This window comes from Lysinibacillus sp. S1 (assembly GCF_044986265.1).
GTDB classification, from domain to species: domain Bacteria; phylum Bacillota; class Bacilli; order Bacillales_A; family Planococcaceae; genus Lysinibacillus; species Lysinibacillus capsici.
Window position 1 is genome coordinate 655,048 of record NZ_CP173154.1, and the last position, 24,246, is coordinate 679,293.

A 24,246-nucleotide genomic window follows, 5' to 3' on the forward strand; every position below is an offset into this window, starting at 1 on the left:
GAATCCTAAAATATACCAAGAGTTTCTCAAAAAAAAGAGTGGTTCTCTATAAAATAAAAACCACTTGATATATATACCATTTGATTTGCAATTAAATAAAATTATAAAGGATGATGACATATGAAACTTACAGAAAAGGTAGAAGCAGTTATTAAGGCTGCACAGGCTGCTAAAGATGGTGTTAGCGACATTAGCTTTATGGGATTAGGAGTAGCTGAAATGCTTGGTGAATACTATGATAATCACTTAGCAAAATAAAAAAAAACTTTTATAAATCACTTGATATATAACATGAGTATAGAAAGGAGGTTGACAAAGTGATTATGATAAGGTTCTTGCTTATCTAGTAGCTATCGCAACTGCTTAACTTACTAACAAGTTCAGCAAAAAACATTAGTGATATGAAGAATAAGCCAAAACAAAAGCGACGCCCTCTCACAAAGGAAAACGTCGCAAGTAAGATGTAGAAGGAGGTTAGCGCCTCCTTCCCTATAATCTTATCATATCCCATCAATTATGAAAAATATCGGATATTTGGCTGCTTTAGCAATTGCTTTGTATATCTTAACTGACATGGTCAACTGGAAAGAACCAAAGTTTTTTGATTACTCAATGATAGTCATTTATTCATTATGCTTAGTATTAGTGATTTTTAACATCGTTGTATATTTTAAAAAGAAAAGATACAGCTAAGGAGCTTCATGTGATGAATATGATGAATAAACAAAAAGAACCAGGTACTCTATTTTATATGAGCGCCTGGTCTTTTTTGAGAAATTCTAATCGGAAAAATCCTTCTTTTCATTCTTATTCATTAAATATATTCCAGTGTCTGTTTGAATAACAAATTGATTTTTATATTTTAAAAACTCAAACGGTTTAGAATTCAGAGAGATATATTGTTCAATTTTCCCACTGTTTGGATTAAACGTTACAATTCGTTTATTTTCCATATCACAAATATATAATTTCTCATCGATATAAGAAATATATTCTGGGTAATTTAATCCTGTTAGCTCATTTTCACAATAAATTACATTGATTTCATTACTTATACCTTCAGACTTTCCTGGGAGTTCTTCATAAGGCATATAACGGTAGATTTTTTCTATTTCAAAACTCGGAAATTTATATTTTACAACAGAATTCAAAGTGGGAGATACGCCCCAGACTGCTTGTCCATCTGAACAAATTTTATACAATGTATCATAATAGTCAGAGGTTTCCAACAAAATATATTGAACAAGCTTATCATCCTCATTGAAGTGCAGTATGATATTATGAGGCCACAGAAGGCAAATCGTTTCATTTCTTATAGCACATGTCATAAAATTAGTAACATCAGAAAAAATATTGTGAGGTATGATATTAATATCATATTTATCCTCCCAATTTTCCCCAAATGTATTAATATAGTATTCACTAAGACTAATTAATTTTCTTTTTCCTTCTTCATTTATCCAACATTTCGCTATATTTTCGATGTATGAATAATTTGACTCCTCCAATTGACTAGATATATCATCCCATTTATCACCAAATTTACTTTCCACATACTCTTTTTTTGATATTTCCTTTAGATTTTCACCATTATATTGATAATAGTAAGTTTTATCCTCTTCTTCAGAAAAACTTACGAAAGATAGTGTATTTTCATTTTGTATAAGTGAATGTCCGTTCGAATGTAATTTTTTCATGAAATTTTTCATCCTCGCCTCTTAATCAATAATCAAATTAGCACCTGGTTTAGGCGTACTTACCGCACGAAAGAAAATATCAAAACTTTCTATTTGACCATCCTTACTCACAAAGCATCTTACCTCAGCTGGCTGGTTATTGATATTTGTCCAAATTTGATTATGCCCTTGTTTCAACTTTCCGTTGTCGTCATTTTTTGATATTATGTCAATCCCTCTGTCTACAATTTGCTGTCTATCTTTTCCTAATCTCAGTATACCTCCATCAAGATGCTTTTTTGAAAAAATATGAGCTTCTGTAGCTACAACATTTCTAGCAGTTTTTATTACCTTACCTGTTCTATTCATCGATGAAATATATTTCCCAGCTTGTAAAACCACTCTGAATATAGGACCTACCCAAAATTGTTGTACCGCTTCCTCACCATCACCAATTTTATCAATAGGAAGGGTATTATCTAATCCTTCGGGATATTCATAATTTTCATTGCCAGATCCTTCATTTATTTCTTGTGCAAAAGATATGCTTGGTAAAATCGTTGCGCATAATAAAAATGTAGATATTAGACTAATAATAAACTTTTTCAATATATTTACCCTCCATGAATTAATTGAATTTAATTTTCTGTTAATAAGCTGATTACTATAGTAAGCACACCCTCGAGTTATTATTATCCTATCATTGGAAACTTCCCCACTTCAATTGTTGAAACACGCCATTCTTCGGCGTAAAATTTACATTAAATTTACAATAACCGCCACATAACGCTATCAATCACGCCATATTTTGGCGGTATTTATGTAATAAGAAGGTCCAAAGTTACATTTATTTTAATTTCATCAGATTTTGTTTGACATTCTTATCTGATAGTATATTTTATTGTTTTTACAAAACCTTAACAATAATTACTATTAATTTCATTGTAATTTATTTGATTTTATGTTTGTGAAATAAAAAAGCCCATTACCAATTAAGGTAACAGGCCTTCGAATTACAAAAGAGTTAATATTATCTTTTTACTTCATACATTTTTGTTGTTTAACTTTCGTTGTTATAAACGAGTTTTAACCCTAAAAGATCGGCTAGCTCTTGTACTTGAAACGTGTGTCCTACCATCTATAATCACTGCTGGAATAGTTTTTGTATCACTAAGTATAACTTTCGCTTCTGTAATTTCAGCCCCTTTTACTTCCTCCAAGCCATTTAAAATGTCTAGCTTGAATTGTGCCTCGGAGATTCCCATACTCGCTAAATAAGAATACGGATCTCTATTGTTGTACCTTTTAAATTATCTGTATAATTCAGTTCTAATGCTGAACCTATCTGACGACAAAGGGCTATTACAAAAGGATCAAAAGAAGCGTTACCCACAACTTCTACTTCTAATCGGTCATCTTGAACATCAACTACAGCCGTCAATACTAATACGTCCTTTGGTACTTCGCATTCATAGCCAATATGTCGAGAAATAAGTTTATAATGGTCTTTAATCATTCGTCTTTTCTTCTCACGACTGTATTAACCTACGTTTTTAAGGTTTCTATACCTTTACGATTTGCTTCTTTAAATTCATCTAAAATCTTTGCCCATTTCTCCCAAGGAGATGCAAGGGCGTTTAAATGAAATCCACGTTTCTTTGCTTCAATATTTCGAGCAATCTTTTTCCCCAGATGTGATTTCCATTTAACTTCTGTATATAGATATTAAATAGTAAATATACGAGAATATTAGAAGTTAAAGGTACCTATTGCATCTCCCTACTCAATCGCTATTTGGCGAAAAAGAAAATAACCGCAATCACGTCTATCGAATTACAAGGATAGCTCAATCATCTATTTGATAATGGAACAGCCTATAATACGCTACGCGGTACTCATAATACAGCCAAAATGTTATTTGCCTATGCCAAAGAATCTGGATTGATTGAAATGAACCCTGTGGAAGCTAATTTTGTGCCGAAGAAGAAAATGACGTTAGAGGAAGCAAGCAGTGAGGACACAGCGAAGCTTTAACCAATGAACTGAAGGAATTTTTAAGTTACGTGGACAAACATCATAATATCATATATCGCACGCTAATCTACGCAATCGCTTTTACAGGAATGCGACCAGGCGAAGCTGTTGCCTTAAAGTATGAGGATGTGGACTTGGAGAAGAAGGTCATACACATCAACAAAACGGTGTATGCAAAGAAAAGTATAAGGGGTTACTTCGAGCTCACTCCACCCAAAACTGCAGGCAGCATCCGCTCCGTCGATATTGATGATATTGTAGTGGAGAAATTAAAGCAGCTTTACAAATGGCGCGAGTATCGAGAATGGGCTAAGTCCGACTTTGTTTTCGGCGATAAGGAGGGCATCCCCCCTATCGTCAAAATGCTCAACCAAACCGTCCGGCGCATCGGTGCACTCACCGACATCAACAAACAATTCCGCACCTACATCCTCCGGCATACACATATTAGTCTGTTGGCAGAGGCTGGGGTGGATTTGAACTTTATTATGAATCGGGTTGGACATAAGAATTCTGATCAACAACGAAGATTTATTTGCATGTTACATCTGGGATGCGCATGGCCGCTACTGAGAGGATGCATGATAAGTTTACTGAGTTGTTGGAAGTGTGAAGATAAAAATGGGGATACTAATTTCTTAAAGAGTATCTCCACATTTAAATTATTATGGTTTATTTATCTTTATTAGTGATAAATGATAAGAAATCAAATATATTATGTTTTTTAACAATTTTCTCTTCAACTATTTTAAGATATTTATGAATATAGATTTGAAATTTAATGCTATTTAAAATACATTTGCTAAATTTGTAAACTAAAAACTCATCGTTTTTTGAAAAATAAAACGTATCAAAGGATTCTTTTGTAATAAAAATACTTTGCAGTATTTCTGAAATTTCATTTTCATCCATTTGTTTAGAAAATTCTCTTTCTAAATCATAACAAACCTTATGACTAATCCCGAAAGTAAATAGTTCCAAATTGGAATTTTCGACTTTAAAATTATTGATTGCTTTTGCCAATAATGAAATTTCATCAATATCAAGTAAATTTTCTAAATAAAAAGCTTTTTTATGTATTCTATTTTCAATAAAATCCTTCTGATTATTAATAATATATCCTATATTTTGGTTAGCAGTACGTAACGCCCTATAAAATAACCCTTTATGTTTAAAATGAAATTCAATTTGCGTTTTTAAATTATCTTTATGAACAGCTTTTTTTGTAGTTCTTATTAATCCAGATGGGCTTAAAAAATAAAATGCTAGAACAATTATTAAAATTACTATTAGTGGTGAGGCTAAACTTATCCAAGTTTTCAACTCTTTGAATGTTGGTAAATTAATATTAAATATGTAACTAACTATCGGTATTTCATAAAATAATTGTAATATACATAATACTATTAATACGTTAAAAATATTAATAGGTAAGAACTTAATTAAATAAAATTTATAGTATTCTACATTTCCATTTATAAAGTATGTAGTTTCTTCATTTGTGTAATTCTTTACCTCTTTAGATGGGAAACCTTGAATAAATTTATTAAGTATATTTAATAAAAAAAGTTCTATTTTTATAGTTCTAATGAGATTTTTTAATTGTCTATTATTTAAGTAGTTCAGTTGTTTTCGATTTAAAAATTCTTTTAATTTATTTTGTACCTTTAGCATAACAACACTAATTTTTTTCAAAATAAGCAACATTATACCAACTGTTGCTAAATACATAATAATTCCATTTACAAGTATCATATTCTATCTCACTCGCTTCTTAAAGTGTTTAAATTAATTAGTAAAACCCATTTATTACATATATTATACTTTATTTTTAATGTTGCTCTAAATTTTTTTTAGACCTAAACTTTATTCAAAAAGAACTTAAGAATAAATGTTTACTTTCCGTGACTTTTTCTAAAAAACCAACCTCAAAAAACCCCTATAAACGTTGATATATCAAGACATAGAAAAAGCATGAACGCATACATTCATCATAAGCGTTCATGCTTTTACCCTCTTTCATATGTATTCGCAAAGAGGTTTTGTGTGAATGTACAAAGACATGCTTTTCGCCTGATTTCTTGGGTTTTTGGGGGGAATGTGACTTCGTGATTGCACAATTAGAACAATCAAAGCTTTCATTATGTTTCATCGCTTCTAGTATGTATTCATATAAAGTAATATTTAATTACTAAATATACCAATAATACAAAAGGAAAAAGCCCAGGCTCAAAATTATTGAATACCTGGGTTTATCACAAAATTATTTACTTCTGGACTTACTTATATTTCTTACATAATCCATTATGAGAAATACAACCATAGTGATAATACCGTACATTATCGTCTCTTTACTATCAAAATAGTAGTCCTCTTTATTATAAATAAACTTAGAAATGTTTATAATTATCGCACCGACTATAAAATAAATTAGAAAGTTCCTGATTAATTTCATATTTTATTTTTCCTTATTCACAATTAGAACTTCCTGGGAATAGTTTGTTCATCTTAGTAGAACAGCTTACTGAGATAACACTAAGATTTATTACTAAACCTGGAAGTGTTGCACCTGCAACTTTTTTAGGAAACTCTTTTAAAATTAATTTTGCAGCTTGTTTGAAATTAGATGCTCTAATTGCATCAACAATAATCGTTAATGATGTAGCAATACCAAAATAACTCGATAAACCTTCTTTAATACATTCATTTTCTGCTGCTCTAAATTCCATTGTTTCTCTTTTACCATGCCATTCACAAGCTACTGCAAATAGTGTAATTTGTGGTTCAGAAATTATATTAACGTCTTCAGAAGAAATTAGTAGGTTTTCTACTTCTAATCCCTCAATGATCGCCTCTTTCATAGAATTACCTTTTAATTCTGTCTCTATTATTTCTCTATCATAACCTACAATAACTTCTTTATTATTTTTTAAAACTGCTTTGTCAAAAATCAATTCAAGTGCTTCTGCTAAATCATTTTCTAATTTTTGTTCTTGATTCATACTTTCAACAGTACTAATTGCATACGAACTAGAGACCCCTGAAAAAAGTAACGTCATTGTGATCATTAAAATAGTCATTAATTTAAATTTTCTCATGAAATAAACTCCTATTGTAATCTATTTAGTAATAGTTGTTGAATTACTATAGTAAATATCCCTCGAGGTAATTTTATCCTAACATTCTTAACTTTTCTAAATCAACACTCAATCAACGCCATTTTTTTGGCGTTTATTATGTATATTTTGGCGTAATTTATAAATAAAAAACAAATCACGCCAAATCACGTCACTTATCCTTCCTTATTATTGGCGTACAAGTTATTACTTGTACATCTAAAGTAATATTTACTGTGAATTTTCTTCAAAAACCCTTGAAAACATTTTAAAGTTAGTTAGGTAAAACCATTCACATAATTGTCAAAATGAACAACTCTAAGTAGACAGGACTCAAGCCGTTCAAACGTTTCTGCTAACGGTATGCTTATAATATTTACATAAGTCATGCTTTTGCACCAAAATGCTTCAATCGGTTCGTATCAATACATCGACTAACACGCGACATGCTTTGTATCATATTGGCTTTGTTTTGATTCGCTTAATTTACTTGGAGGTTCACTATATATGAATGGCTGCTCGCCAAGCTGTGATGATTTTATTGCCGACTTTATGCTGAAAAAAGAGGGAATGATTAGTCAATGCCTCTTTTGAACGACACTATAAAAGGACACGTCCATAGACGCATCCTTTAGCTTGTAAAATTAGTTCTATTGGAAATTAAAAATCCATGTCATCGACCCAGTATTATTGTTAATATCTGTGTAATCAAATGTTATCTGAGCTTCTCCTGTACCAATCTTCTGCACATTTAAAAAAACATGTCCAGAAGGATTTGGACCCGTAATCGTTGCAGTGGCAATATTGTCATCATTACTTCTCGGATTACTGAAAGTGACATTTGAATTGTTTTCCCCTGTTATGGCAACCGTCAAATTCACATTAGTTGACATGGAATAAGGTTCACCAAATGTCCCACCATCAACATATGGTGGTGAAATATTAACTCTTGGTGTATCTGGAATTGTCACCGTTACGGGTGCTGACTTGTAAGCTACTACTCTAGTGTTATTATCTACTATTTTATAGTTTACCGTTACATCACCAGCTGTAGCACCTCTTATAGCCCCTGTACTTTGCTGAATTGTTGCAGCTCCTGTACCATTTGTTACAGTCCAGATGATGGATTGTCCGACTCCTGGAGGCGTAAAATTAGTTGCTGCTGAGCCCCAGCCAATAACTGAATAAGGTGCTGGCACCATGGGTATTGCTGCTACTGCTGCTTGTGGATGAACTGTCACAGTTGTCGTACCTTTTTCAATTACTACGCCATTAGCATCCATTCCTACATACGTAATAACTGAGCTACCTGCACTTATAGCTGTTACTTGGCCAGTTGTAGCATTCACTATCGCTACACTTGTTGGTTCAGCTACAAAACTTTTGTTTGTTGCTGTTGCAGATAAACCTGCTCCTACTGAAGCTGTTATTACTTCATCCATTTGCAGTACTTGCGAATATGTTGGGCTTTTTGCTGTTGCCTCATCATATACAGTGAGACTCACAGAATTCATTTTACCATTACTACTTGTATACGAAATGGTTGTGTTGCCTGGTGTGTGAGCAGTAATTTCACCTGTACTAGAATGAACTGTTGCAACACCTGTATTGCTTGATGACCACGTTATTGTGCCTGATTCGGTTGTTTCTGCTGTTCTACTAGTAGTTTCTCCCAGTTGTAAAACAGATGATGACGTTCCTACGCCAGTAATCGCTGCACCATTGCTATGGGTCACTGTGAAAGTAACTGAAGCCGTTTTTAGTCCATCTACCGTTGTTGATGTTATGGTCACAGTCCCTATACCAGTCGCTATTACTTTCCCCTGCCCGTTAACAGTTGCAACGTTCAGATCTGAGGAAGTCCATCTCACAAGTTTATTTGTCGCATTTGCGGGTACAACATTTACTGTTAATGTCTTTGTTTCACCAATTTTAAGATTTTCTATCACCTCATTCAATGTAATCCCGACTACAGGAATTACAATTGGTGTTGGTGATGGAACTGAGTCTGAGTCTGAGTTTGGTTCTGGTTTTGGTTCTGGCTTTGGTACTGGTTTTGGTTCTAGTTTTGGATCTGGCTTTGGTTCTGGTTTTGGTTCTGGTTTTGGTTCTGGTTTTGGTTCTGGTGTTACTTTATCAATCTGCTTTAAAAATCGAGAAGCAACAAGGGCAACTTGTTGTCTTTCAGCAATTCCTTGTGGATTGAAACGATTTAATGTATCGCCTGTCATTAGGTTTGATGCTACTGCAAAACCTACCGCATCCCTTGCCCAAGCAGAAATTTTATGCTGGTCAGCAAAAGTAAGTTGTTCGCCAAGGCCATTAGTTTCACCACCTAATGCTCTAGCAAATAGAGTGGCCATTTCTTGACGTGTTAAACCTGAGCCAACGCCGAACTTCCCATCACCTATCCCATTTATTAATCCGGCTTTAACTGCTGCTTCGATAGCTGGATAAGCATAATGAGTTGTTGGAATATCTGTAAATGTTGGAGTACTTGGAGAGTTAGTTAGATTCAAATTCAGTGCTTTCGCTAAAATTATAGCAAAATCTTGTCTTGTAATTGCTGATGTTGGTCTAAATTCACCATCTGGATAACCATTTATAATGCCTTTTTCAACTAACTCGTTGACAGCATTTTTTGCATAGGAATTCTCAATATCAGGGAAATCAACTGCAGCAAAGGTGACTGTATTTATTGAAAGAAATGAAACGACAAAGCTTAATAAAAATACTATGCTAATAATAATATTTTTCAAAATAACACTCCTTAGTTTAGTTTGGAATAAGTATCTTTCATCTTCACTTTTTAATTTTTATAGCCATTTAATGTCGTTTCTATTAACAAACGTTAATAGTACTGTTAATTGTTTAATTATTAACAGCTTAGAATTATTCTTTGCTTGTACAGCGACTTCTCACTTTACTTAGAGCCCTATTTTACATCACAAATTACTTGTTAAATTGTATCCCTCCTATCAACAAACTCATCTAGTTTTAATAGGGTCTTCCACAATAAATATTCTTTACCTATTACTTTTTTTCCTTCTGTAATTCAAACCATCCGTTCAATATATATTGATATTGCAAATTTTTCATATACAATATATGCTTCTTCGGCAGTGGTAGTTATGATAGTTTATATCCAACTGACTTAATACTGTGTTCTTGATAGTATTTCTCCACGTTTTTCAAAGCTTACTGGTGCCATCATCTGGTCTGATTAAACCCGAAAATCAATTACTAAAAAAAGTAAATATACTAAATCTTTTCAAGTTCAGTACGATAACAACTATGGAACTAAAAATGTGATTAGGAAGGTGATAATTTATCATGATGACGACCAATTTCTCTACTATGCAATATTTAATGTCACGAAAGTCCTCGTCTAAGTATTATGGGTTGACACGACAAATGAGCAAGGAAGTTAAAGCTACATCAAAAGAGAATCAAGAAAAAATAAATAATGTAAATAAAATTCTTGAAGAAAGTAAAACTTCTAAACTATCTAGCAAACAAATTGAAACGTTAAAAAGCGCAGTAAAGCAAGGGTTATTAGGATCTAGTTCTAATCATTTAAGCCCATTAGGTATGTATAACTATAAAAAATCAATCTCAAGTTCGAATTCAAACTTACATTCAACTTTGAGAGCTTATCGAAATTCTATCTAGTTTTTAAACACCCTTTAACCTATTAGAGGGTGTTTTGTCTTGTAAGACAGGTTTCATATCACGGTATTCAATTAACCAAAGTCGAACATATGTATGCTTTTAAATCCTTATCCCCTTTTAAACGTCCACTATATAAAAAGGATCACTTTCCTATCAGTGACCCTTTCAACGATTATTTAAAATTCTGTGGTTTTACCACTTTAAATGAAGCAACTTCCCCGCAGTTTTTACAAAAAGTCATTTGGAGTGGTGACCCTACCGCCATAATTGCGCCAATAGGTCGTATATTGCCTTGGCTTGTAGTACCACCCACCTGTCCAATCGTAAAGGTATCCTGCCCACAAGCCTTGCAAACTAATTTTTCATTCTCCATCATTTCACCTCATTTTATGTAATTTATGTAAATTATAACATATAAATATCTGGTATGAGCGATGAGCGGGTCTGACCCATCAAATCTATAAAATATCTAGGAACATAATGAAGAAAATATTCTTATTATTCATTTTGTTATTGCTTGTAGGGTGTAATGAAACAGTTAAAACGGAGGAAAAAACATTTGCATTTCCTGATGAAATCCTAAAAATAATAATGATGGGACAAGGGGCAAATCGTGAGGTAAAGACGAACATTTGAACATGACATCGACAGAAAAAAATGCCATGCAAATTTTAACTGAATCCCATCCAGATGAAGGGCCATTATATACTTTGGAAGTGATTTATGAAAATGTCTGGAAGGAATTGATCGATGTATGGTATTACGAAAATTAACAGTGGCTGCTTCCTTTATATCAAGACAAAGCTCTGAACGGACACATAGATTGAAAATACAGATACCCCCATTAGGAACCAACCATAAACTGTTCGCTGTTTTTGAAATTCTTGAATACCTAAAGTGAACATGAAAAAGCCTAAGAACAATATCATGAGGTAATTCAATTGGAAATCACGTGTGATTAGTCCGTAAACTGCGAGAGATATGCCTGTGATGGAAAAAATAATTTTTAAACAATTTAACATAATTCTCCACCTCCCCTTTTAGTTTATCATACACTAAATAAAGGATATAGCTAACTAGAAAGACATTGGCATAACTATATTTCCATAGAAAAAGGCAGATGCTCATCCGCTGATCGGACATATGCCTTTATTTCTTAAACTCTTAACGATCCACGGAAGCCTCTTGCTGCGTAGTAGGATTCTGCCCCATTGTGGTACATAAAGACCATGTCATAGCGACGGTCGCAGAAGATGGCACCGCCTAGTTTGCGAATGTTGTCAGGTGTTTGTACCCAGCTTGATGTTTTTAAATCGAACTTGCCAAGCTCCTGTAGTTGGCGATATTGCTCCTCTGTTAACAGCTCAATGCCCATTTCCTTGGCAACATCCATAGCCGTATTTTCAGGCTTGTGATTTTTTCTAGATTCCCATGCTTCACGGTCATAACATAAACTTCTGCGACCTTTAGGACTTTCCGCAGAACAATCATAAAAAATGAACTCGTCCGTGTTTGCATCATAGCCTACTACATCTGGTTCACCGCCTGTTGCCTCCATTTCGTGGAGCGACCATAGTTTCTCCCTATTAGCCTCTAGCCTAGCTTGGACATTTGCCCAATCAAGCCCTTCATGACGAGATGTATTTTTCTCGAAGCGAACTTGCAAAGTATTGATTAGTTCCTCGGTTTGCTCTTGTGACAATTCTTTCGTTGACATTGTTGTCTTCCCCCTCACTTATTTAAATGACAAGCCTTCTTCTTTCAATGATGATCTCATAATCGGTAAGGAGGCTGGTCCAACACCATGTAATTTTAAGATATCCTTTTCCGTATACATAGATAGTTTTTCCAACGTATCAATACCTGCGTGTACGAATGCATTTCTTGCAGGTGAACTCAATTTGGAAAGGAAGCCACTGCTAGGTTTATTTTCCTGATCACAGGTAGGGCAGCTTGGACAATTTGTGCTTTTGTAAAATGGATGTCCTTTTTCACAAACTTTTAACCTTTTTTCTGCCAACCTCATCCCTCCAAAGCCTTTACTTTTGTCCATTTTACCATATTTCATCAAAGGGATTGAAAATGGAAACTTTAATTTTTCTGCAATTCACGATCTAATGAAGTTGCTGCTACATTTACTGATATAGCAACTTCTATAGTTAACTTTAGCCAAATTCAATTATTCATCAAAAAACCTGTTAATTGAACAACCTAACCTCAAATTTTTTTATNNNNAATANATCNNGCAAAGGGGTNGCATCCTTGGATTTTAAATCATTGGTAAAAGAATATCTTGATATGATACAAGAAAGAGCTGAACGAGAAGTATTCCCTAATACGATAAGAACATACTACTACAACTTATGGTATTTCATTGTGTATTTGAAGAAAAAGGGGTTGGATATTTTGGATTTAGACGGTAAACCTGATGTTCTTACTAACTTCAAATTGTGGCTCAAGAACCCATATAGATTTCATGGAAATGAGGAGAGGTTAGATTACGAATATGTTGAAGATGACCTTAAAGTTTCTACTGTCAATGCCATCATAGATAGGGTAAGTTCTTTATTTCTTTGGCTTAAAGCTAGTGGAAGGATTAAAGAGAATCCGGTTGTGTATCGTAATGTCATGTTTACAAATGCGATGAGAGATAAAGATATATTATTTCCTACTCAGAGAAGCAAGTTGAAATAAGTTCGAGCAACACCTCTCGTAAATACTTGTTTTAAGATAAATAAGAAGAATCCATTTTGAAAGAGATTGTTCAAAATGGACTCTTCTTTAGCAGTTTTAAGTTTGTTTTTTATAAAAAGCTTGTTCATTTTCATCCTCTGTTACTCGACAATCGGGCCCGAATGTCAAATAACTTAACTCTAATTAAATCATTTTAAGTAAGTTCTAAAAGCACATTCTCTATTTCTTTATTGAAGGTAGATTCTTTCCAAAGTGTAACAGCCTCTTTCTCTTGATACTTTTCAATTAAGATTTGAATCACATTGTATCCAATAAAATACCCTAAACGTGTGAAACCAAAGTTGGAACCTCCATTAATTGAAAACCATTCATGGATAATTTCAGGTTGTGTACGTTTGTTCATATCTCCCAAAAAACTAGTGATAATATCTTTTTTGTTATCTTCTGCAAATCTTAACCATTCTTCTCCAGTATCATCGTATAAAAAATAGACCGATTTATCAGCATCAGCAACTTGTTCTGAAAAATACGTTGCACAACCTTCCTGAAACAGCGCTGTAAAGGGATGAAACCACTGAACTTTAGACCAATCCATACCCTCCTGATCTGATAAAATATTATGAAGCGTATGACCAAATTCATGAGCAATAATTACTTTTAAATGCTTATCATTAGAAGAGAGCTTTTCTAAACAAAAAGTCACTTCAGGAATAATTTGACGATGTGTAAATGCATTTGACCCATATGCTCCAACAATAATATGTACATCTTTAGTGAACTCGACATTATATTTTTGTCTGTAAGTTAACACAACTTGTTGAATTAGACTTTCGATTTTTCCACTCGATTCCTTTATCTCACTCATTTTGGAAGGATATTTTTGAATTGCGTTTTTAATCTTCTCATCTGCATTTTTACAATGATACACAAAATATTCCTTGAAGTGTTGGGAGAACTTTTCATGGTAGTGTTTTAAGAACCGCTCCGAAGGCTTGTAGTTTAATAAAAAATATGGAACTGTATTATAAATGTTCATAATTACCGTCCTCCATTATATAACAATCCTCTTCATTAATTTGAACTATACTTTTAAATTTCTCCAAATAATTTTTAGTTCCTGCTTATTTCATACAGTTTTTTCATCAAAAATTTATTATAACTAATCGAACTTAATTATTATCAATCTTTATTAAAAGGCCACAAAAAAAGCCTGTATCCATAATTACTTGGTAATTGAAGATACAGGCTTTATCTTTAAAAAATAATAGTGATGTATTGATTTGATAATACATTGTTCAATACTATATACCAATACACTATCTTCCTTATTCTAACTACCATTTTTAGGTATAATGTTTACAAATAGCTGTCTCTCTTATTTTACTTGAATAATTCCGTTTGGAACAAGCCTACATAGAACGGGTTTAGCTACACCGCACTAGCCCTTCTTACGCACTTATCATTTCCTTCTAATTTTCTGCATTTTAGCAAATACATAACCTGATAATCCAAATGACGCACTAATAACATAGAAAGGTCTCGTAAATTCCGTTATTTATATTTATTTAAAATTTCTGCGGGAATATGACAATAATCATTTGGACATCTGGTTAATCTATCTTGATGTTCCTCTGCACTTCTGACATAGTTTGTAAGGGGCAATATTTCAACCATTATAAGCTCGTAATCATTTTGCTCTCTAAGAAATGCCTTCGCCTCTTTTAAATGCTCAGGATTTTCACTATATACGCCCGTTCTATATTTCTCGCCAACATCCTGTCCTTGTTTATTCAAACTGTAAGGATCAATGATTTCGAATAAATAGCCCATTAAATCCCGAATGGTTACAACTGTTGGATCAAACCCTGTTTTTACACATTCAGCGTATCCATCATAATCGCCCTCAAGCGTACGACTTGTTCCATTCGCTCTTCCTGCTTCTGTAAACGTAACTCCTGGTAGCGTTTTTATAAAAGCTTGTACGCCCCATAAACATCCACCAGCCAAATATACTACTTCCATCATGCCCCTCCTTTTTTGTCTAAATACAGATCAATTTTATTATGAACCTATTCATAAAGGAAGGCACTCATCACATTCTTTACTAATGGCTAAAAATTATTAAACCTTAGATAAACGTAACGAATCGAGTATACCAAAATGATTTTTTAACAATTTGCGCAGTAGAAGTATCAGTATAAAAGATGTAACTACTTTTTAACATGTATTACTTTGTAGCCAATAAATAAGATGAAAAACCAAACTGGTGCCACATATAGGGCAACACGCATATCTGGAATAAACGCCATTAACACAATCACCATTAATAAAAATACAATAGCAATATACGTAGAAAGTGGGTAAAGCGGAATTTTGAATTTCAGTTTGGCTACTTCCTCTTTCGTTTTTGACTTCCTAAATTTCAACTGTGCTAATAAAATAATCATCCAGCTTGTAATGACTGCAACCGTCGCAACTGCAGAAATATAGATGAACACTTTTTCAGGTACTACATAGTTTAAGACAACCGCGATTAATAACACAGCTGACGAAAATAATATCCCTCGACTCGGACTACCGTTTTTGCTTACTGTTTTAAAATATTCTGGACCATTTTTTTGTACCGATAAGTTGTGTAGCATACGTCCTGAACCATATAAGCCACTATTAAAGGCAGACATTGCAGCTGTAATGACGACAAAGTTAATAATGTGAGCCGCAGCAGGGATACCAACGTAATCGAAAATTTGAACGAACGGGCTACCTTCTGAGCCAACTTCGTTCCAAGGATAAATAACCATCATAACGCCTAGCGCCCCAATATAGAAAATTAAAATACGCCAAACGATGTTGTTAATCGCTGATGGAATGGACTTGCTAGGATTTTTTGCTTCTCCTGCAGAAATACCCACTAATTCAACCCCACCGAATGAGAACATAACTAATACGAGTGACATTAAAATACCATGGAAACCATTTGGCATGAAGCCACCATGTGCCCATAAATTATCAAAGCCAATTGCTTCACCGTGATTGCCGACACCGAAGAAAATAATGGCTAATCCTAGAACGATCATCCCGATAATTGCCACAACTTTAATCATCGCAAACCAGAATTCGAATTCTCCATATGCTTTTACATTTGCTAAGTTTACAAGCGTCATCATAACAAGGACGACAAGAGCAGTTACCCATTGTGGAATATCTGGAAACCAGTAGTTAATATATACACCGACTACTGTTAGTTCTGCCATGCCCACGACAATCCACATGAACCAATATGTCCAACCAGATAAAAAACCAGCAAAGCGCCCTAAATATTTATTCGCGTACATACTGAATGAGCCTGATACAGGTTCTGCTACTGCCATTTCGCCTAATGCACGCATAATGGTGAAAATAACTAACCCGCCAATTAAATAAGCTAGTAAAATAGATGGTCCCGCCATTTGAATGGTTGAACTAGAGCCATAAAATAAACCGACCCCAATGGACCCGCCTAGTGCAATTAATTGCATGTGACGCGTACTTAATTCCCGCTTTAGTTGTGAATCTTGATGATTATCTTTCATAATGCTTACTCCTCATACGTTTAAATTTTCAAATACTTGCTCAAAAAAGGAATAAAAAAAACGCCCTTTTGGATTAACCAAAAGGACGATTCAACTCGTGTTACCACCTTTAATTTATAAGCAATTCACATTACTTACCTTAAGAAGTACGGTCATTTGACGATACTCTCGCACATGATTACGGGTGCTTACCGGCGTAGCCTACTTAGAAAAATCCTTTCGGTACACAGCTCCAAGATGAATTCTCAATCGTTTTACATGTACCTCTCATCGACCGGTAACTTTCTGTTCGTAAAAATAATTGATACTACTTCTTTTCATAGCCTTTGTTCTATACAAATATTTTTGAATTGTTTTTCATTTTACAGAAAAAAAATAGTTTGTCAATATAATTTTTAAAAATTCTTCATAAACCGCATAAATTACATATGACAATTCTATAGGCGGTTTAGTCCAGCTAATTTTTCTTGGTGCTATAACTCTGTGTTATTCTTTCCCACTAAACTCCCATATATTTAAACCCTCAGAAGCTTCTGGTGCTTCAAAAAATTTAGTAACTTCAATAAACGTCGCTTCCGTGTCAAAAGCTGCTCTTTCGGGTTGTTCGTTACGCCTTTGCGCAATTTGACGCAAGCATTGCTGGTTATTTAAATTAAGGTAGATTAGTTGATGGTTTGCATTGACGTCTGACGCTATATCCAAAAACCACTTTCGCTGTTTTTGAGTGTTACCTGGAAAATCCATTACTACATGCGTACCAACACTTAAAATGTTTTGGACATGCTTTTTCAACATCGGCTTGAGCTGTGCTGATAATTTTAGATAGTMCTCAAATGATGTGATCTGATTGGGATAAAGAGAGGAAAGCCATTCATCCTCAGATAAAAGTACCGCATTTTTTTCTTTAGCCAATTGTTTTGATTTTGTTGATTTTCCTGCTCCCATTTTTCCACAGAAAAAGTATAGAGTCCCCACTTGTTTCATGTTTTTCTTCCCCCGAGCTTTTTTTATTGGTTTTAGTTGTTACCCTACCCTTGTAAAACTTAAATTTTTGGAACAACAAAAACGGATTCTACAAGCAAAATCCGTTCTTCGTCATTTCTTATAGTAACTCTAACACAATATTTGAGAATACATTAGCTGATATGTTATTGCTAAGATCCTATTCCAAGTGTTTTGGCGTCATCAAAAGCGTTCCATCGTTAAATCAGTATTTACTGAAACAGCAGCTTTATTACCTTTGGCAGCTGAAATCATTAAAGTGGAAGGTTTAGATCTTTCGGTTTCCCCTGCAATATATACATTTTTTTGAGTTGTTCTACCAACACCATCTGTTATGACTTTTCCATCTTCGTCAATATCACAGCCAAGCTTCTCAGCAAACTGATTGGGGCGATAATAAGAGGGGGCCACAAATCCACCCGACCTTATAATGGTTGCTCCTGATTCAAACTCTATTTTTTGTAAGTACCCATCATTGCCTATGAGGTCTTTTATCTTTTCTGATATTATTTTGATATTGTGTTTTTGTAACTCCATTTTACCTTCTTTTGATAAGTGAGCTCCATTCGTTAAGACAACCAAATCCTGTGACCAATTATAAATCAACTTAGTCAAATGCAATACATGCTCTTCTTTTTCTGCCATCACCACTAATGGCTTATCCTTTTGCTCCCAGCCATCACAATACGGACAACTAAATAGACTTTTTCCATAAAATTTTCTTATACTTGTTATAGTAAATATTTCTTGAACACCGGTGGCGAGGATGATTTTTTCTGAAACAAATTCCTGACTCGTAGATGTTTTGACAGTAAATCGCTCATTACCTATATCCTTTATAATTTCAGTAACWGTCGCATTAAGATAGGAGACGGACGGGTAATTCACCAACTCTTTTAAAGCTATTTCTTTAAATGCTTGTGGTTTTATCCCATCACGCGTAATAAATCCATGTGACGCCTGTGTCACTCTATTCCTATTTGTCCCATCATCCATTAATGCAATATTTCTCCTAGCTCTTCCTAAAGTTAAGCCAGCACTTAACCCAGAAGGACCTCCGCCTATTATGATACAATCAAGAACAGTCATTTTTACCTCCGTATTGATTTGCTTTCTTTTGAATTGTAATTTGCATTCGAGAACTACATTATTTCCTACATCATGGATTTCCATTCTTTACACACTAAAAAATAACGCGCAGTTTTTGTTTATTTCGTATTAAAAAAGACGCATTCCTTTTTAAAGAAATGCGCACAATTGTGGAAGATTTTTTTAAGATAAATTTGATAATAGTTGTTCAATAGCTTCTGAGTCTTTCGGGTATGCATGAATAAATTTTGAAATTTCATTGCTATCCTACCAAGCAATTTCTTCATCTAAGTCTTGATATTGAATGTCTCCACCAGTTAGTTCACATAAAAAATATTGCGTTGTTAGTTTATATTATTTGATAATTTGAGTGTTTTTTCTTATTGCAAAATCTCGCCCGATTGTTAAATAACGTTCAACTCCTGTTTCTTGTTATTGTAAACATTTTAAATGATAAAACAATTAACTAGACTGTGTGGCGTCTACGGCTATGTAAGTATTGCTATAAAGAAGCATATGAATTCTCTTTACATTCCATAGTTTCTTAAATTCATTAATTGGAACTTTTCGATTATAGCGATTGTGTACATCATCACAATTCACCAGTTTCTTTATTGATTCTGAAAGGTAAATATATTCCTTGTCATAGCCTACTACTGGGACAAAATGCAGATAGTTACGATCCTTTTGTGTTTTAATAAAAACAATCACGGGAGTTCCTTTACTAACTTCATACTTTAATGTACTTACATTTCCTTTATGATATTTTGTTTTAAAACCCTTTTTTCTTAACACCGTTCGGATTCCCTTTGGATATACAGTACCAACCCTAGTTTTACTAGGAAAATGCGTATATAACCCTTCACCATCATCTTCCATGCCAAAATGACGTAATAGATATGCTGTTGAAAATGCTGCACATTCGTTATTCTTTTGAAAATCTATTCGATTGTTTTGTTGAATAAGATAGTTAGCTGGAAAATCTCTTCTCTGTAAAACAGGTATGGGTAATGTCATTAAATATGCATTAATAATAGTTGATATAATAATCCATAAAATAACTTGACTAACTATAAACATACACGACCCCCATATCTTTGTGTCTAATTAAATCGATATTCTAAGTCCTTTTTTCACTATCCGCTCCGTTTTTTAGTATATTTTATTTCTTCTTCATTTCAACATAATTATCCAATTTTGGTTTATGTTTTACTTAATTAAATGCCCGTTTGTTGAATAAGTCAAACGTTGCTTTACTATACCAGTTTCCTAGCATCTCACTCTTTCAATATTTACTTGCTACATATTTCATCACAGCCTGGATTGTAAGGACGAAACTAATGATCGTCGATAATAAAAGCTCCATTGCTTCATGTTGATTCCATATAAGCCCATATCGCATGAGCAAATAAAAACCGCTTGTCAATGCATGGCAGGCAAATAGACTTCCCCAGATCACTGCCTTTGACTTTTTATAAGCATTACTGCCCCATAAATATTTCATATACAAAAAACAAACAACACCTATACCTATAATAAACAGTGATGTCTGCGCAAAGGATGCTGTCACAGTCATCGATTCTTCGTGCGGCATATCCACATAGAGAAGGTTTCCAAGGTGAATTATGTTAAAGCTCAATAGACAAATTAACACATATAAAAACAATAGCCATTCGGCAATTATCATGAACCATTTCATTATTGCCTCTACCATCCTAGTCTAATAATCTTGTATTCTCTTTATTTGCTAAATATCTACAAAAGGGACAATAATGATCTCTCGCTATGAAGATCGCATGGTACATTTCTGACCAGGGAATGGTATCTTCACAGCTATCACATTCTACATAAAAATCAGGTAGTAAACCCTTATCTAACAAGGCATCCCACTGCGTGTTGGTTAATTGATAAGGTCCATTTTTTATAACATCTATAATGATTGCCAATACTTCCCCATTATAAATTCGATTTGACTTCACTAATTCTGTTAAATAAGCCATACATTCAGTTGGTTCACTTATGATTTTTTGCTTTAGCTTTTCCCGTAGCATGTAACGCCCACTTTCTTTTCTAACTTTACTTGAAACCTAAAACACCACTCTCTAATTATGTAAAAAAATCAAAATTAAGTAAATGAAAAACCTTCTTCTATAAAAGTAATTTACAAGAATGTTTTCAGCATTTTTTAGAACCATAGGGTAAATACCATTTCTCCTTTCTGCCAGCACACATATTATAGGTTGTAGAAAGGAGGGATTTTCAGTGGGATACAATGGAAACGTAGGTAACATGAACAACAGCTGCTATTATGGCGGCGACTCTGGCGGTGGCGGCTATTACGGTTCAACATTCGTATTAATCGTCGTTCTATTCATTCTTTTAATTATTGTTGGCGCTTCTTTCATGTACTAATCATCCCAATTAGCACCTAACCTTTTACAGACTCCTAAAGTTTGTAAGGTCATACTAGCTTTTTTATAAGGGTCACTTTACCAGCCTAGTGACCCTTTTCCTTTTCAGATAATCGTGCGATAATCAAATCTGAAATGGTAAATTTGAGGTGAATTCTACATGTTGAGAGTAATTAAAGCATTACTAGGCATCGCATTGATTATGGTTGGCCCTATGTTGATTGTGATTACGGTTGACGATACAGTATTTCTCAAAAATATATTATTAAGAAGCATTGGTGGTCTGTGCGTTTTACTGGGCGTTCATTTATTACATAGACAGTTTCATCCGAATTCATACACAAGTAAACCCACGAGCTCTGAATAAAGAGCACTTGGGTTTACTTTTAGAAAAATATTATTCCTTGGCAAAATATTTTGGATCTATTTGAAGAAGAATTGTATTCATATCATAAAAATTTCCTGATTTAAATTTTTCCTCATGAGTAAACCCTTGTTGTTGTTGAATAAATGCTAACCATTCCTTTTCTAACTCACTACTACTCTTTCCGTAAACTTCCTCTAATTTTTGCGCTAGTTCTTTCTCGTTATATATATGTTCAAACTTTTCGAGTCCGTAGGTATCAATTAAATATGTAACAAATGATGCCGCATGTGTGTAGCTCATCTCCATCATGACTCGATTCTGTTCTTCACTTGAAAGTGCTGGGCGAAAATAGACATCATCTTGATTTGGATCAATTAACTTACTAATAGGAATTAACTTATCTGAATCCAAATAATGCTTCATGTATTTTTCAAAGTATAATTTATTTTTTCCGTATTGTTCCTCCATATAACTTGCAAAACCCTCTTGTGTAAAATAGCCATGGTCTGATCCAAAATTGTTGCCATAGCCAAGTAAAGAATGGGTCATTTCATGGACAAGTGGATAGGTATCTTCTTTAACGCCAACTAGTTCGATTTTCGATGCAAACCCCCAGGATAGACCGTCTTCCATAAACCATACGTTGATATGCTCAGATGGCGTGTAGGAAGTATGTATAGAATTCTTTATGTGGTCGTATGCTGTCACAATTTCATCCTTTATAGCCTCTACTTTATCTTGTGGAACACCAATCTCATTCTTAATTTCAAAGGTTATTTTGCCATCCTTTGTGACCACAATATTTTCATCGTTTTTCCCTTCCAGTATTTGTTCCTTAGGTTGAACAGTTTCTGCTGTACAGGCTGTTAATAGCAATGTACAAAGAAGGATTGTGCCTCTCCATTTAGCCATAATTACCTTCTAAAAGAGTATTTTCCAGTTTATACGAAACTTAAAATCCAAAAGTTTCATTTTTAAAAGAAAAATAAGGAAAATTAGACAAAATTATTTATAATGTTAGTAGACATGGGAAAAAGGAGGTCGCAATGAACAAAAGTACATGTATTCATTACAACCCACGCTATGGCTGGGATTTAAATAGTGATGCAAATTTAGAAATGCGGTTATTCGCCAAAGCACAACGTAGACAAGTAACTATTCTCAGCTATGGATGTGACTTAGATCATCACACCATTAAAAAAATTGCTCGGCACTACCTCACTAGGAAAAAATCTACCGAAGCAGAAACAACAATCGAAATAAGGTATGATACATATGATGCTAATTCAAATAAACATGAAGAGAGTCAATACTATTGGAAAACCTATTTCATTAGTGAAAGAACATTAGCTGCTTTCCTACAAGCGCTATATCGATTACCTGGTACACATATTCACTGTGAATTTAATGTGCGAGGACATTTTGAAGTAAAGCTAAATGGTGTGGAATTTTCTACACGTGTATTAAAAGCCCTTGATTATCCATCTATGTATAAGGAAGATTTAATCGGACGCTATCTTTTATTTATCGATACAGAATCACCTGACAATGAAATGATACGTCATAAAATACACTTGCTCCCTAAAGAGCTGCAAAGTCTCTCTCTCCCCTTAGACAGTTCACAGCTCCAATGGGAACTATTAGTAAAGGACTGGATAAGAGCCATTCTTCGCTACGACGTGTAAATTTTAGCATATTCAAGATGATGGTCCATAAAACCAAGTAATCTTATCATATAAATAGAAGTAGTGTTAAGCGAATTCGTTTAACATGGCACCTCCCGATTTGTTACTAAGGGGCACTTCCATCCGTGCCCCTTCTATTTTTTTGCCATCGCCATCCAATATAAAATTAATTAGTTATGAGGGGACGTAGATTTATGTTAGTGGTTATTTTAAATTTTTTATCGAATGGTGGTCAAAATATAGCTAAGCTCCGTCAAAATGATTGGTTCCCAGCATTTATTATGTTGAACAGTATTGCAGCTTATTTTTTGCCAATCGTCATGTCAGAAAATATCTTCTATTGTTTGTATAGCCTATACTCGAACACCTTTACTTCGATCATACATACTTCACTCCATAAAGGTAACAATACAATGCATTAGACCACAAAGAGGTGTTTGGAAGAAAATGAAAAAGATATTACTCGTTTTTATATTCTCCCTTGTACTAGTTACTTCATTTCAAACAATACCCGCTTCAACAGCTGAACCAACACAGGATTCTAACGAGCTGAGATTGCAGGATATGCTCATGCTATTGCTTACTCCTTATATTGAAGAAGATTTGACCAATTATTATTCAAAGGTTAGAGAGGATGTTTCCCCTCATATTACTCCCTGGAAAATTGAAGTAATTGAAACAAAAAGAAATCATTTCCGAGGCTTTAACATGCAAATTACATTTGAAATTGAACCTACGGATGGCGGACAATGGATTCCTATTGGAAAGGATCGAATGACCTATGAAATTTCTTCAGGACCAGATGTTAAATTGATTCATCACACACATCTAAAGACGTATAAATATCCGCCAGAATAATACCTTCCCATTAAAATCATAGACTTGTCCCTTTATTTAATGTCGTGCGATTTTTCTTCTTTGACAGATA

General features: G+C 33.9%; 30 protein-coding genes and 1 other annotated feature. Of the genes, 10 read left to right on the top strand and 20 right to left on the bottom strand.

Annotation, left to right across the window (positions count from 1 at the left end; genetic code table 11):
* Nucleotides 1-120 precede the first annotated feature (120 nt).
* The gene (locus tag ACHZEU_RS03405; protein ID WP_404804021.1) at nucleotides 121-258 is read left to right on the top strand and encodes a hypothetical protein; all 138 of its coding nucleotides are present in this window, start codon (nucleotides 121-123) and stop codon (nucleotides 256-258) included.
* Between the two features lie 521 nt (nucleotides 259-779).
* Here the strand turns inward: ACHZEU_RS03405 and ACHZEU_RS03410 are convergent.
* The 4 genes from ACHZEU_RS03410 to ACHZEU_RS03425 all read right to left on the bottom strand — a co-directional run bounded on the left by ACHZEU_RS03410 (nucleotide 780) and on the right by ACHZEU_RS03425 (nucleotide 3,368).
* Nucleotides 780-1,697, bottom strand: coding sequence for a hypothetical protein (locus ACHZEU_RS03410; RefSeq protein WP_139111243.1), 918 nt, complete (start codon nucleotides 1,695-1,697; stop codon nucleotides 780-782).
* A gap of 21 nt (nucleotides 1,698-1,718) precedes the next feature.
* Complete coding sequence (locus ACHZEU_RS03415) at nucleotides 1,719-2,285, bottom strand: hypothetical protein (protein WP_066037859.1); 567 nt, start codon at nucleotides 2,283-2,285, stop codon at nucleotides 1,719-1,721.
* Nucleotides 2,286-2,946: 661 nt separating this feature from the next.
* Nucleotides 2,947-3,192, bottom strand: a complete 246-nt coding sequence (locus ACHZEU_RS03420; protein ID WP_066037857.1) for a terminase gpA endonuclease subunit — start codon at nucleotides 3,190-3,192, stop codon at nucleotides 2,947-2,949.
* A gap of 29 nt (nucleotides 3,193-3,221) precedes the next feature.
* Nucleotides 3,222-3,368 (bottom strand): terminase gpA endonuclease subunit, encoded by a 147-nt coding sequence (locus ACHZEU_RS03425; protein ID WP_139111245.1) that lies wholly within the window; start codon nucleotides 3,366-3,368, stop codon nucleotides 3,222-3,224.
* A gap of 219 nt (nucleotides 3,369-3,587) precedes the next feature.
* Between ACHZEU_RS03425 and ACHZEU_RS03430 the strand changes: the two genes are divergently transcribed.
* Nucleotides 3,588-3,710, top strand: a complete 123-nt coding sequence (locus ACHZEU_RS03430) for a hypothetical protein (protein WP_256389913.1) — start codon at nucleotides 3,588-3,590, stop codon at nucleotides 3,708-3,710.
* Between the two features lie 29 nt (nucleotides 3,711-3,739).
* Nucleotides 3,740-4,399, top strand: coding sequence for a site-specific integrase (locus ACHZEU_RS03435; RefSeq protein WP_066037856.1), 660 nt, complete (start codon nucleotides 3,740-3,742; stop codon nucleotides 4,397-4,399).
* Here ACHZEU_RS03435 and ACHZEU_RS03440 read toward each other — a convergent pair.
* The 3 genes from ACHZEU_RS03440 to ACHZEU_RS03450 form a co-directional block, all read right to left on the bottom strand.
* On the bottom strand, nucleotides 4,383-5,441 hold the full coding sequence (locus tag ACHZEU_RS03440; protein WP_139111242.1) for a hypothetical protein: 1,059 nt from the start codon (nucleotides 5,439-5,441) through the stop codon (nucleotides 4,383-4,385). The two genes, ACHZEU_RS03435 and ACHZEU_RS03440, sit on opposite strands and share 17 nt — an antisense overlap.
* 737 nt (nucleotides 5,442-6,178) lie before the next feature.
* The gene (locus ACHZEU_RS03445) at nucleotides 6,179-6,808 is read right to left on the bottom strand and encodes a hypothetical protein (protein WP_066037853.1); all 630 of its coding nucleotides are present in this window, start codon (nucleotides 6,806-6,808) and stop codon (nucleotides 6,179-6,181) included.
* A gap of 668 nt (nucleotides 6,809-7,476) precedes the next feature.
* The gene (locus tag ACHZEU_RS03450) at nucleotides 7,477-9,585 is read right to left on the bottom strand and encodes an Ig domain-containing protein (protein WP_279494790.1); all 2,109 of its coding nucleotides are present in this window, start codon (nucleotides 9,583-9,585) and stop codon (nucleotides 7,477-7,479) included.
* A 655-nt stretch (nucleotides 9,586-10,240) separates the two neighbouring features.
* Between ACHZEU_RS03450 and ACHZEU_RS03455 the strand changes: the two genes are divergently transcribed.
* Nucleotides 10,241-10,498, top strand: coding sequence for a hypothetical protein (locus ACHZEU_RS03455; RefSeq protein WP_244205647.1), 258 nt, complete (start codon nucleotides 10,241-10,243; stop codon nucleotides 10,496-10,498).
* 172 nt (nucleotides 10,499-10,670) lie between these two features.
* Here the strand turns inward: ACHZEU_RS03455 and ACHZEU_RS03460 are convergent, their stop codons facing one another.
* Nucleotides 10,671-10,871 carry a hypothetical protein gene (locus tag ACHZEU_RS03460; protein ID WP_054549372.1) on the bottom strand — a complete coding sequence of 67 codons (201 nt, stop codon included), beginning with the start codon at nucleotides 10,869-10,871 and terminating at the stop codon, nucleotides 10,671-10,673.
* 265 nt (nucleotides 10,872-11,136) lie between these two features.
* On the opposite strand from ACHZEU_RS03460, the gene ACHZEU_RS03465 reads away from it, so the two are divergent.
* Nucleotides 11,137-11,271 carry a hypothetical protein gene (locus ACHZEU_RS03465; RefSeq protein ID WP_277620335.1) on the top strand — a complete coding sequence of 45 codons (135 nt, stop codon included), beginning with the start codon at nucleotides 11,137-11,139 and terminating at the stop codon, nucleotides 11,269-11,271.
* A gap of 15 nt (nucleotides 11,272-11,286) precedes the next feature.
* Here ACHZEU_RS03465 and ACHZEU_RS03470 read toward each other — a convergent pair whose 3' ends face one another.
* From ACHZEU_RS03470 to ACHZEU_RS03480, 3 genes are all read right to left on the bottom strand, one after another.
* The gene (locus ACHZEU_RS03470) at nucleotides 11,287-11,520 is read right to left on the bottom strand and encodes a DUF3953 domain-containing protein (protein WP_279494788.1); all 234 of its coding nucleotides are present in this window, start codon (nucleotides 11,518-11,520) and stop codon (nucleotides 11,287-11,289) included.
* A 134-nt stretch (nucleotides 11,521-11,654) separates the two neighbouring features.
* Nucleotides 11,655-12,215 carry a DUF4256 domain-containing protein gene (locus tag ACHZEU_RS03475; RefSeq protein ID WP_048393777.1) on the bottom strand — a complete coding sequence of 187 codons (561 nt, stop codon included), beginning with the start codon at nucleotides 12,213-12,215 and terminating at the stop codon, nucleotides 11,655-11,657.
* Nucleotides 12,216-12,233: 18 nt separating this feature from the next.
* The gene (locus ACHZEU_RS03480) at nucleotides 12,234-12,524 is read right to left on the bottom strand and encodes an RNA polymerase alpha subunit C-terminal domain-containing protein (protein WP_326141667.1); all 291 of its coding nucleotides are present in this window, start codon (nucleotides 12,522-12,524) and stop codon (nucleotides 12,234-12,236) included.
* 236 nt (nucleotides 12,525-12,760) lie between these two features.
* On the opposite strand from ACHZEU_RS03480, the gene ACHZEU_RS03485 reads away from it, so the two are divergent.
* Nucleotides 12,761-13,192 (top strand): hypothetical protein, encoded by a 432-nt coding sequence (locus ACHZEU_RS03485; RefSeq protein WP_404804022.1) that lies wholly within the window; start codon nucleotides 12,761-12,763, stop codon nucleotides 13,190-13,192.
* Between the two features lie 193 nt (nucleotides 13,193-13,385).
* Here ACHZEU_RS03485 and ACHZEU_RS03490 read toward each other — a convergent pair whose 3' ends face one another.
* The 8 genes from ACHZEU_RS03490 to ACHZEU_RS03525 form a co-directional block, all read right to left on the bottom strand.
* The gene (locus ACHZEU_RS03490) at nucleotides 13,386-14,228 is read right to left on the bottom strand and encodes a DUF5700 domain-containing putative Zn-dependent protease (protein WP_328025229.1); all 843 of its coding nucleotides are present in this window, start codon (nucleotides 14,226-14,228) and stop codon (nucleotides 13,386-13,388) included.
* 515 nt (nucleotides 14,229-14,743) lie between these two features.
* Entirely contained in the window at nucleotides 14,744-15,214 is a 471-nt protein-coding gene (locus tag ACHZEU_RS03495) for a peptide-methionine (S)-S-oxide reductase (protein ID WP_103117995.1), read from the bottom strand.
* 188 nt (nucleotides 15,215-15,402) lie between these two features.
* The gene (locus ACHZEU_RS03500; protein ID WP_112117983.1) at nucleotides 15,403-16,764 is read right to left on the bottom strand and encodes an amino acid permease; all 1,362 of its coding nucleotides are present in this window, start codon (nucleotides 16,762-16,764) and stop codon (nucleotides 15,403-15,405) included.
* A 78-nt stretch (nucleotides 16,765-16,842) separates the two neighbouring features.
* Nucleotides 16,843-17,094: a binding site (T-box leader), on the bottom strand.
* Nucleotides 17,095-17,250: 156 nt separating this feature from the next.
* Nucleotides 17,251-17,748, bottom strand: a complete 498-nt coding sequence (locus ACHZEU_RS03505) for an AAA family ATPase (RefSeq protein ID WP_404804023.1) — start codon at nucleotides 17,746-17,748, stop codon at nucleotides 17,251-17,253.
* A 201-nt stretch (nucleotides 17,749-17,949) separates the two neighbouring features.
* Nucleotides 17,950-18,855, bottom strand: a complete 906-nt coding sequence (locus ACHZEU_RS03510) for an NAD(P)/FAD-dependent oxidoreductase (RefSeq protein ID WP_404804024.1) — start codon at nucleotides 18,853-18,855, stop codon at nucleotides 17,950-17,952.
* Between the two features lie 462 nt (nucleotides 18,856-19,317).
* Nucleotides 19,318-19,935 carry a cysteine peptidase family C39 domain-containing protein gene (locus tag ACHZEU_RS03515; protein ID WP_066037844.1) on the bottom strand — a complete coding sequence of 206 codons (618 nt, stop codon included), beginning with the start codon at nucleotides 19,933-19,935 and terminating at the stop codon, nucleotides 19,318-19,320.
* 205 nt (nucleotides 19,936-20,140) lie between these two features.
* A complete protein-coding gene (locus tag ACHZEU_RS03520) occupies nucleotides 20,141-20,554 on the bottom strand; it encodes a hypothetical protein (protein ID WP_345803570.1) in 414 nt (137 codons plus the stop codon).
* A gap of 16 nt (nucleotides 20,555-20,570) precedes the next feature.
* Nucleotides 20,571-20,906 carry a hypothetical protein gene (locus ACHZEU_RS03525; protein WP_279494782.1) on the bottom strand — a complete coding sequence of 112 codons (336 nt, stop codon included), beginning with the start codon at nucleotides 20,904-20,906 and terminating at the stop codon, nucleotides 20,571-20,573.
* A 238-nt stretch (nucleotides 20,907-21,144) separates the two neighbouring features.
* Here ACHZEU_RS03525 and ACHZEU_RS03530 point away from each other — a divergent pair, with 238 nt between their 5' ends.
* Nucleotides 21,145-21,267 carry a YjcZ family sporulation protein gene (locus ACHZEU_RS03530; protein ID WP_081456919.1) on the top strand — a complete coding sequence of 41 codons (123 nt, stop codon included), beginning with the start codon at nucleotides 21,145-21,147 and terminating at the stop codon, nucleotides 21,265-21,267.
* 396 nt (nucleotides 21,268-21,663) lie between these two features.
* Here ACHZEU_RS03530 and ACHZEU_RS03535 read toward each other — a convergent pair whose 3' ends face one another.
* Nucleotides 21,664-22,545, bottom strand: a complete 882-nt coding sequence (locus ACHZEU_RS03535; RefSeq protein ID WP_279494779.1) for a hypothetical protein — start codon at nucleotides 22,543-22,545, stop codon at nucleotides 21,664-21,666.
* A gap of 134 nt (nucleotides 22,546-22,679) precedes the next feature.
* On the opposite strand from ACHZEU_RS03535, the gene ACHZEU_RS03540 reads away from it, so the two are divergent.
* The 3 genes from ACHZEU_RS03540 (at nucleotide 22,680) to ACHZEU_RS03550 (ending at nucleotide 24,176) form a co-directional block, all read left to right on the top strand.
* Nucleotides 22,680-23,318, top strand: coding sequence for a hypothetical protein (locus ACHZEU_RS03540; RefSeq protein ID WP_279494778.1), 639 nt, complete (start codon nucleotides 22,680-22,682; stop codon nucleotides 23,316-23,318).
* A 194-nt stretch (nucleotides 23,319-23,512) separates the two neighbouring features.
* A complete protein-coding gene (locus ACHZEU_RS03545) occupies nucleotides 23,513-23,740 on the top strand; it encodes a hypothetical protein (RefSeq protein WP_279494777.1) in 228 nt (75 codons plus the stop codon).
* 25 nt (nucleotides 23,741-23,765) lie between these two features.
* Nucleotides 23,766-24,176, top strand: coding sequence for a DUF3888 domain-containing protein (locus tag ACHZEU_RS03550; RefSeq protein ID WP_279494775.1), 411 nt, complete (start codon nucleotides 23,766-23,768; stop codon nucleotides 24,174-24,176).
* Nucleotides 24,177-24,246 lie beyond the last annotated feature (70 nt).

Bases quoted from the DNA above. Each gene is read 5' to 3' on its own strand.
- ACHZEU_RS03460 (WP_054549372.1), bottom strand. From the start codon at position 10,871: ATGGAGAATGAAAAATTAGTTTGCAAGGCTTGTGGGCAGGATACCTTT.
- ACHZEU_RS03430 (WP_256389913.1), top strand. From the start codon at position 3,588: ATGTTATTTGCCTATGCCAAAGAATCTGGATTGATTGAAATGAACCCT.
- ACHZEU_RS03470 (WP_279494788.1), bottom strand. From the start codon at position 11,520: ATGTTAAATTGTTTAAAAATTATTTTTTCCATCACAGGCATATCTCTC.
- ACHZEU_RS03405 (WP_404804021.1), top strand. From the start codon at position 121: ATGAAACTTACAGAAAAGGTAGAAGCAGTTATTAAGGCTGCACAGGCT.
- ACHZEU_RS03445 (WP_066037853.1), bottom strand. From the start codon at position 6,808: ATGAGAAAATTTAAATTAATGACTATTTTAATGATCACAATGACGTTA.
- ACHZEU_RS03530 (WP_081456919.1), top strand. From the start codon at position 21,145: ATGAACAACAGCTGCTATTATGGCGGCGACTCTGGCGGTGGCGGCTAT.
- ACHZEU_RS03410 (WP_139111243.1), bottom strand. From the start codon at position 1,697: ATGAAAAAATTACATTCGAACGGACATTCACTTATACAAAATGAAAAT.
- ACHZEU_RS03520 (WP_345803570.1), bottom strand. From the start codon at position 20,554: ATGAAATGGTTCATGATAATTGCCGAATGGCTATTGTTTTTATATGTG.
- ACHZEU_RS03525 (WP_279494782.1), bottom strand. From the start codon at position 20,906: ATGCTACGGGAAAAGCTAAAGCAAAAAATCATAAGTGAACCAACTGAA.
- ACHZEU_RS03440 (WP_139111242.1), bottom strand. From the start codon at position 5,441: ATGTATTTAGCAACAGTTGGTATAATGTTGCTTATTTTGAAAAAAATT.
- ACHZEU_RS03495 (WP_103117995.1), bottom strand. From the start codon at position 15,214: ATGGAAGTAGTATATTTGGCTGGTGGATGTTTATGGGGCGTACAAGCT.
- ACHZEU_RS03535 (WP_279494779.1), bottom strand. From the start codon at position 22,545: ATGGCTAAATGGAGAGGCACAATCCTTCTTTGTACATTGCTATTAACA.
- ACHZEU_RS03515 (WP_066037844.1), bottom strand. From the start codon at position 19,935: ATGTTTATAGTTAGTCAAGTTATTTTATGGATTATTATATCAACTATT.
- ACHZEU_RS03420 (WP_066037857.1), bottom strand. From the start codon at position 3,192: ATGATTAAAGACCATTATAAACTTATTTCTCGACATATTGGCTATGAA.
- ACHZEU_RS03500 (WP_112117983.1), bottom strand. From the start codon at position 16,764: ATGAAAGATAATCATCAAGATTCACAACTAAAGCGGGAATTAAGTACG.
- ACHZEU_RS03465 (WP_277620335.1), top strand. From the start codon at position 11,137: ATGACATCGACAGAAAAAAATGCCATGCAAATTTTAACTGAATCCCAT.
- ACHZEU_RS03475 (WP_048393777.1), bottom strand. From the start codon at position 12,215: ATGTCAACGAAAGAATTGTCACAAGAGCAAACCGAGGAACTAATCAAT.
- ACHZEU_RS03480 (WP_326141667.1), bottom strand. From the start codon at position 12,524: ATGAGGTTGGCAGAAAAAAGGTTAAAAGTTTGTGAAAAAGGACATCCA.
- ACHZEU_RS03490 (WP_328025229.1), bottom strand. From the start codon at position 14,228: ATGAACATTTATAATACAGTTCCATATTTTTTATTAAACTACAAGCCT.
- ACHZEU_RS03550 (WP_279494775.1), top strand. From the start codon at position 23,766: ATGAAAAAGATATTACTCGTTTTTATATTCTCCCTTGTACTAGTTACT.
- ACHZEU_RS03545 (WP_279494777.1), top strand. From the start codon at position 23,513: ATGTTAGTGGTTATTTTAAATTTTTTATCGAATGGTGGTCAAAATATA.
- ACHZEU_RS03540 (WP_279494778.1), top strand. From the start codon at position 22,680: ATGAACAAAAGTACATGTATTCATTACAACCCACGCTATGGCTGGGAT.
- ACHZEU_RS03455 (WP_244205647.1), top strand. From the start codon at position 10,241: ATGAGCAAGGAAGTTAAAGCTACATCAAAAGAGAATCAAGAAAAAATA.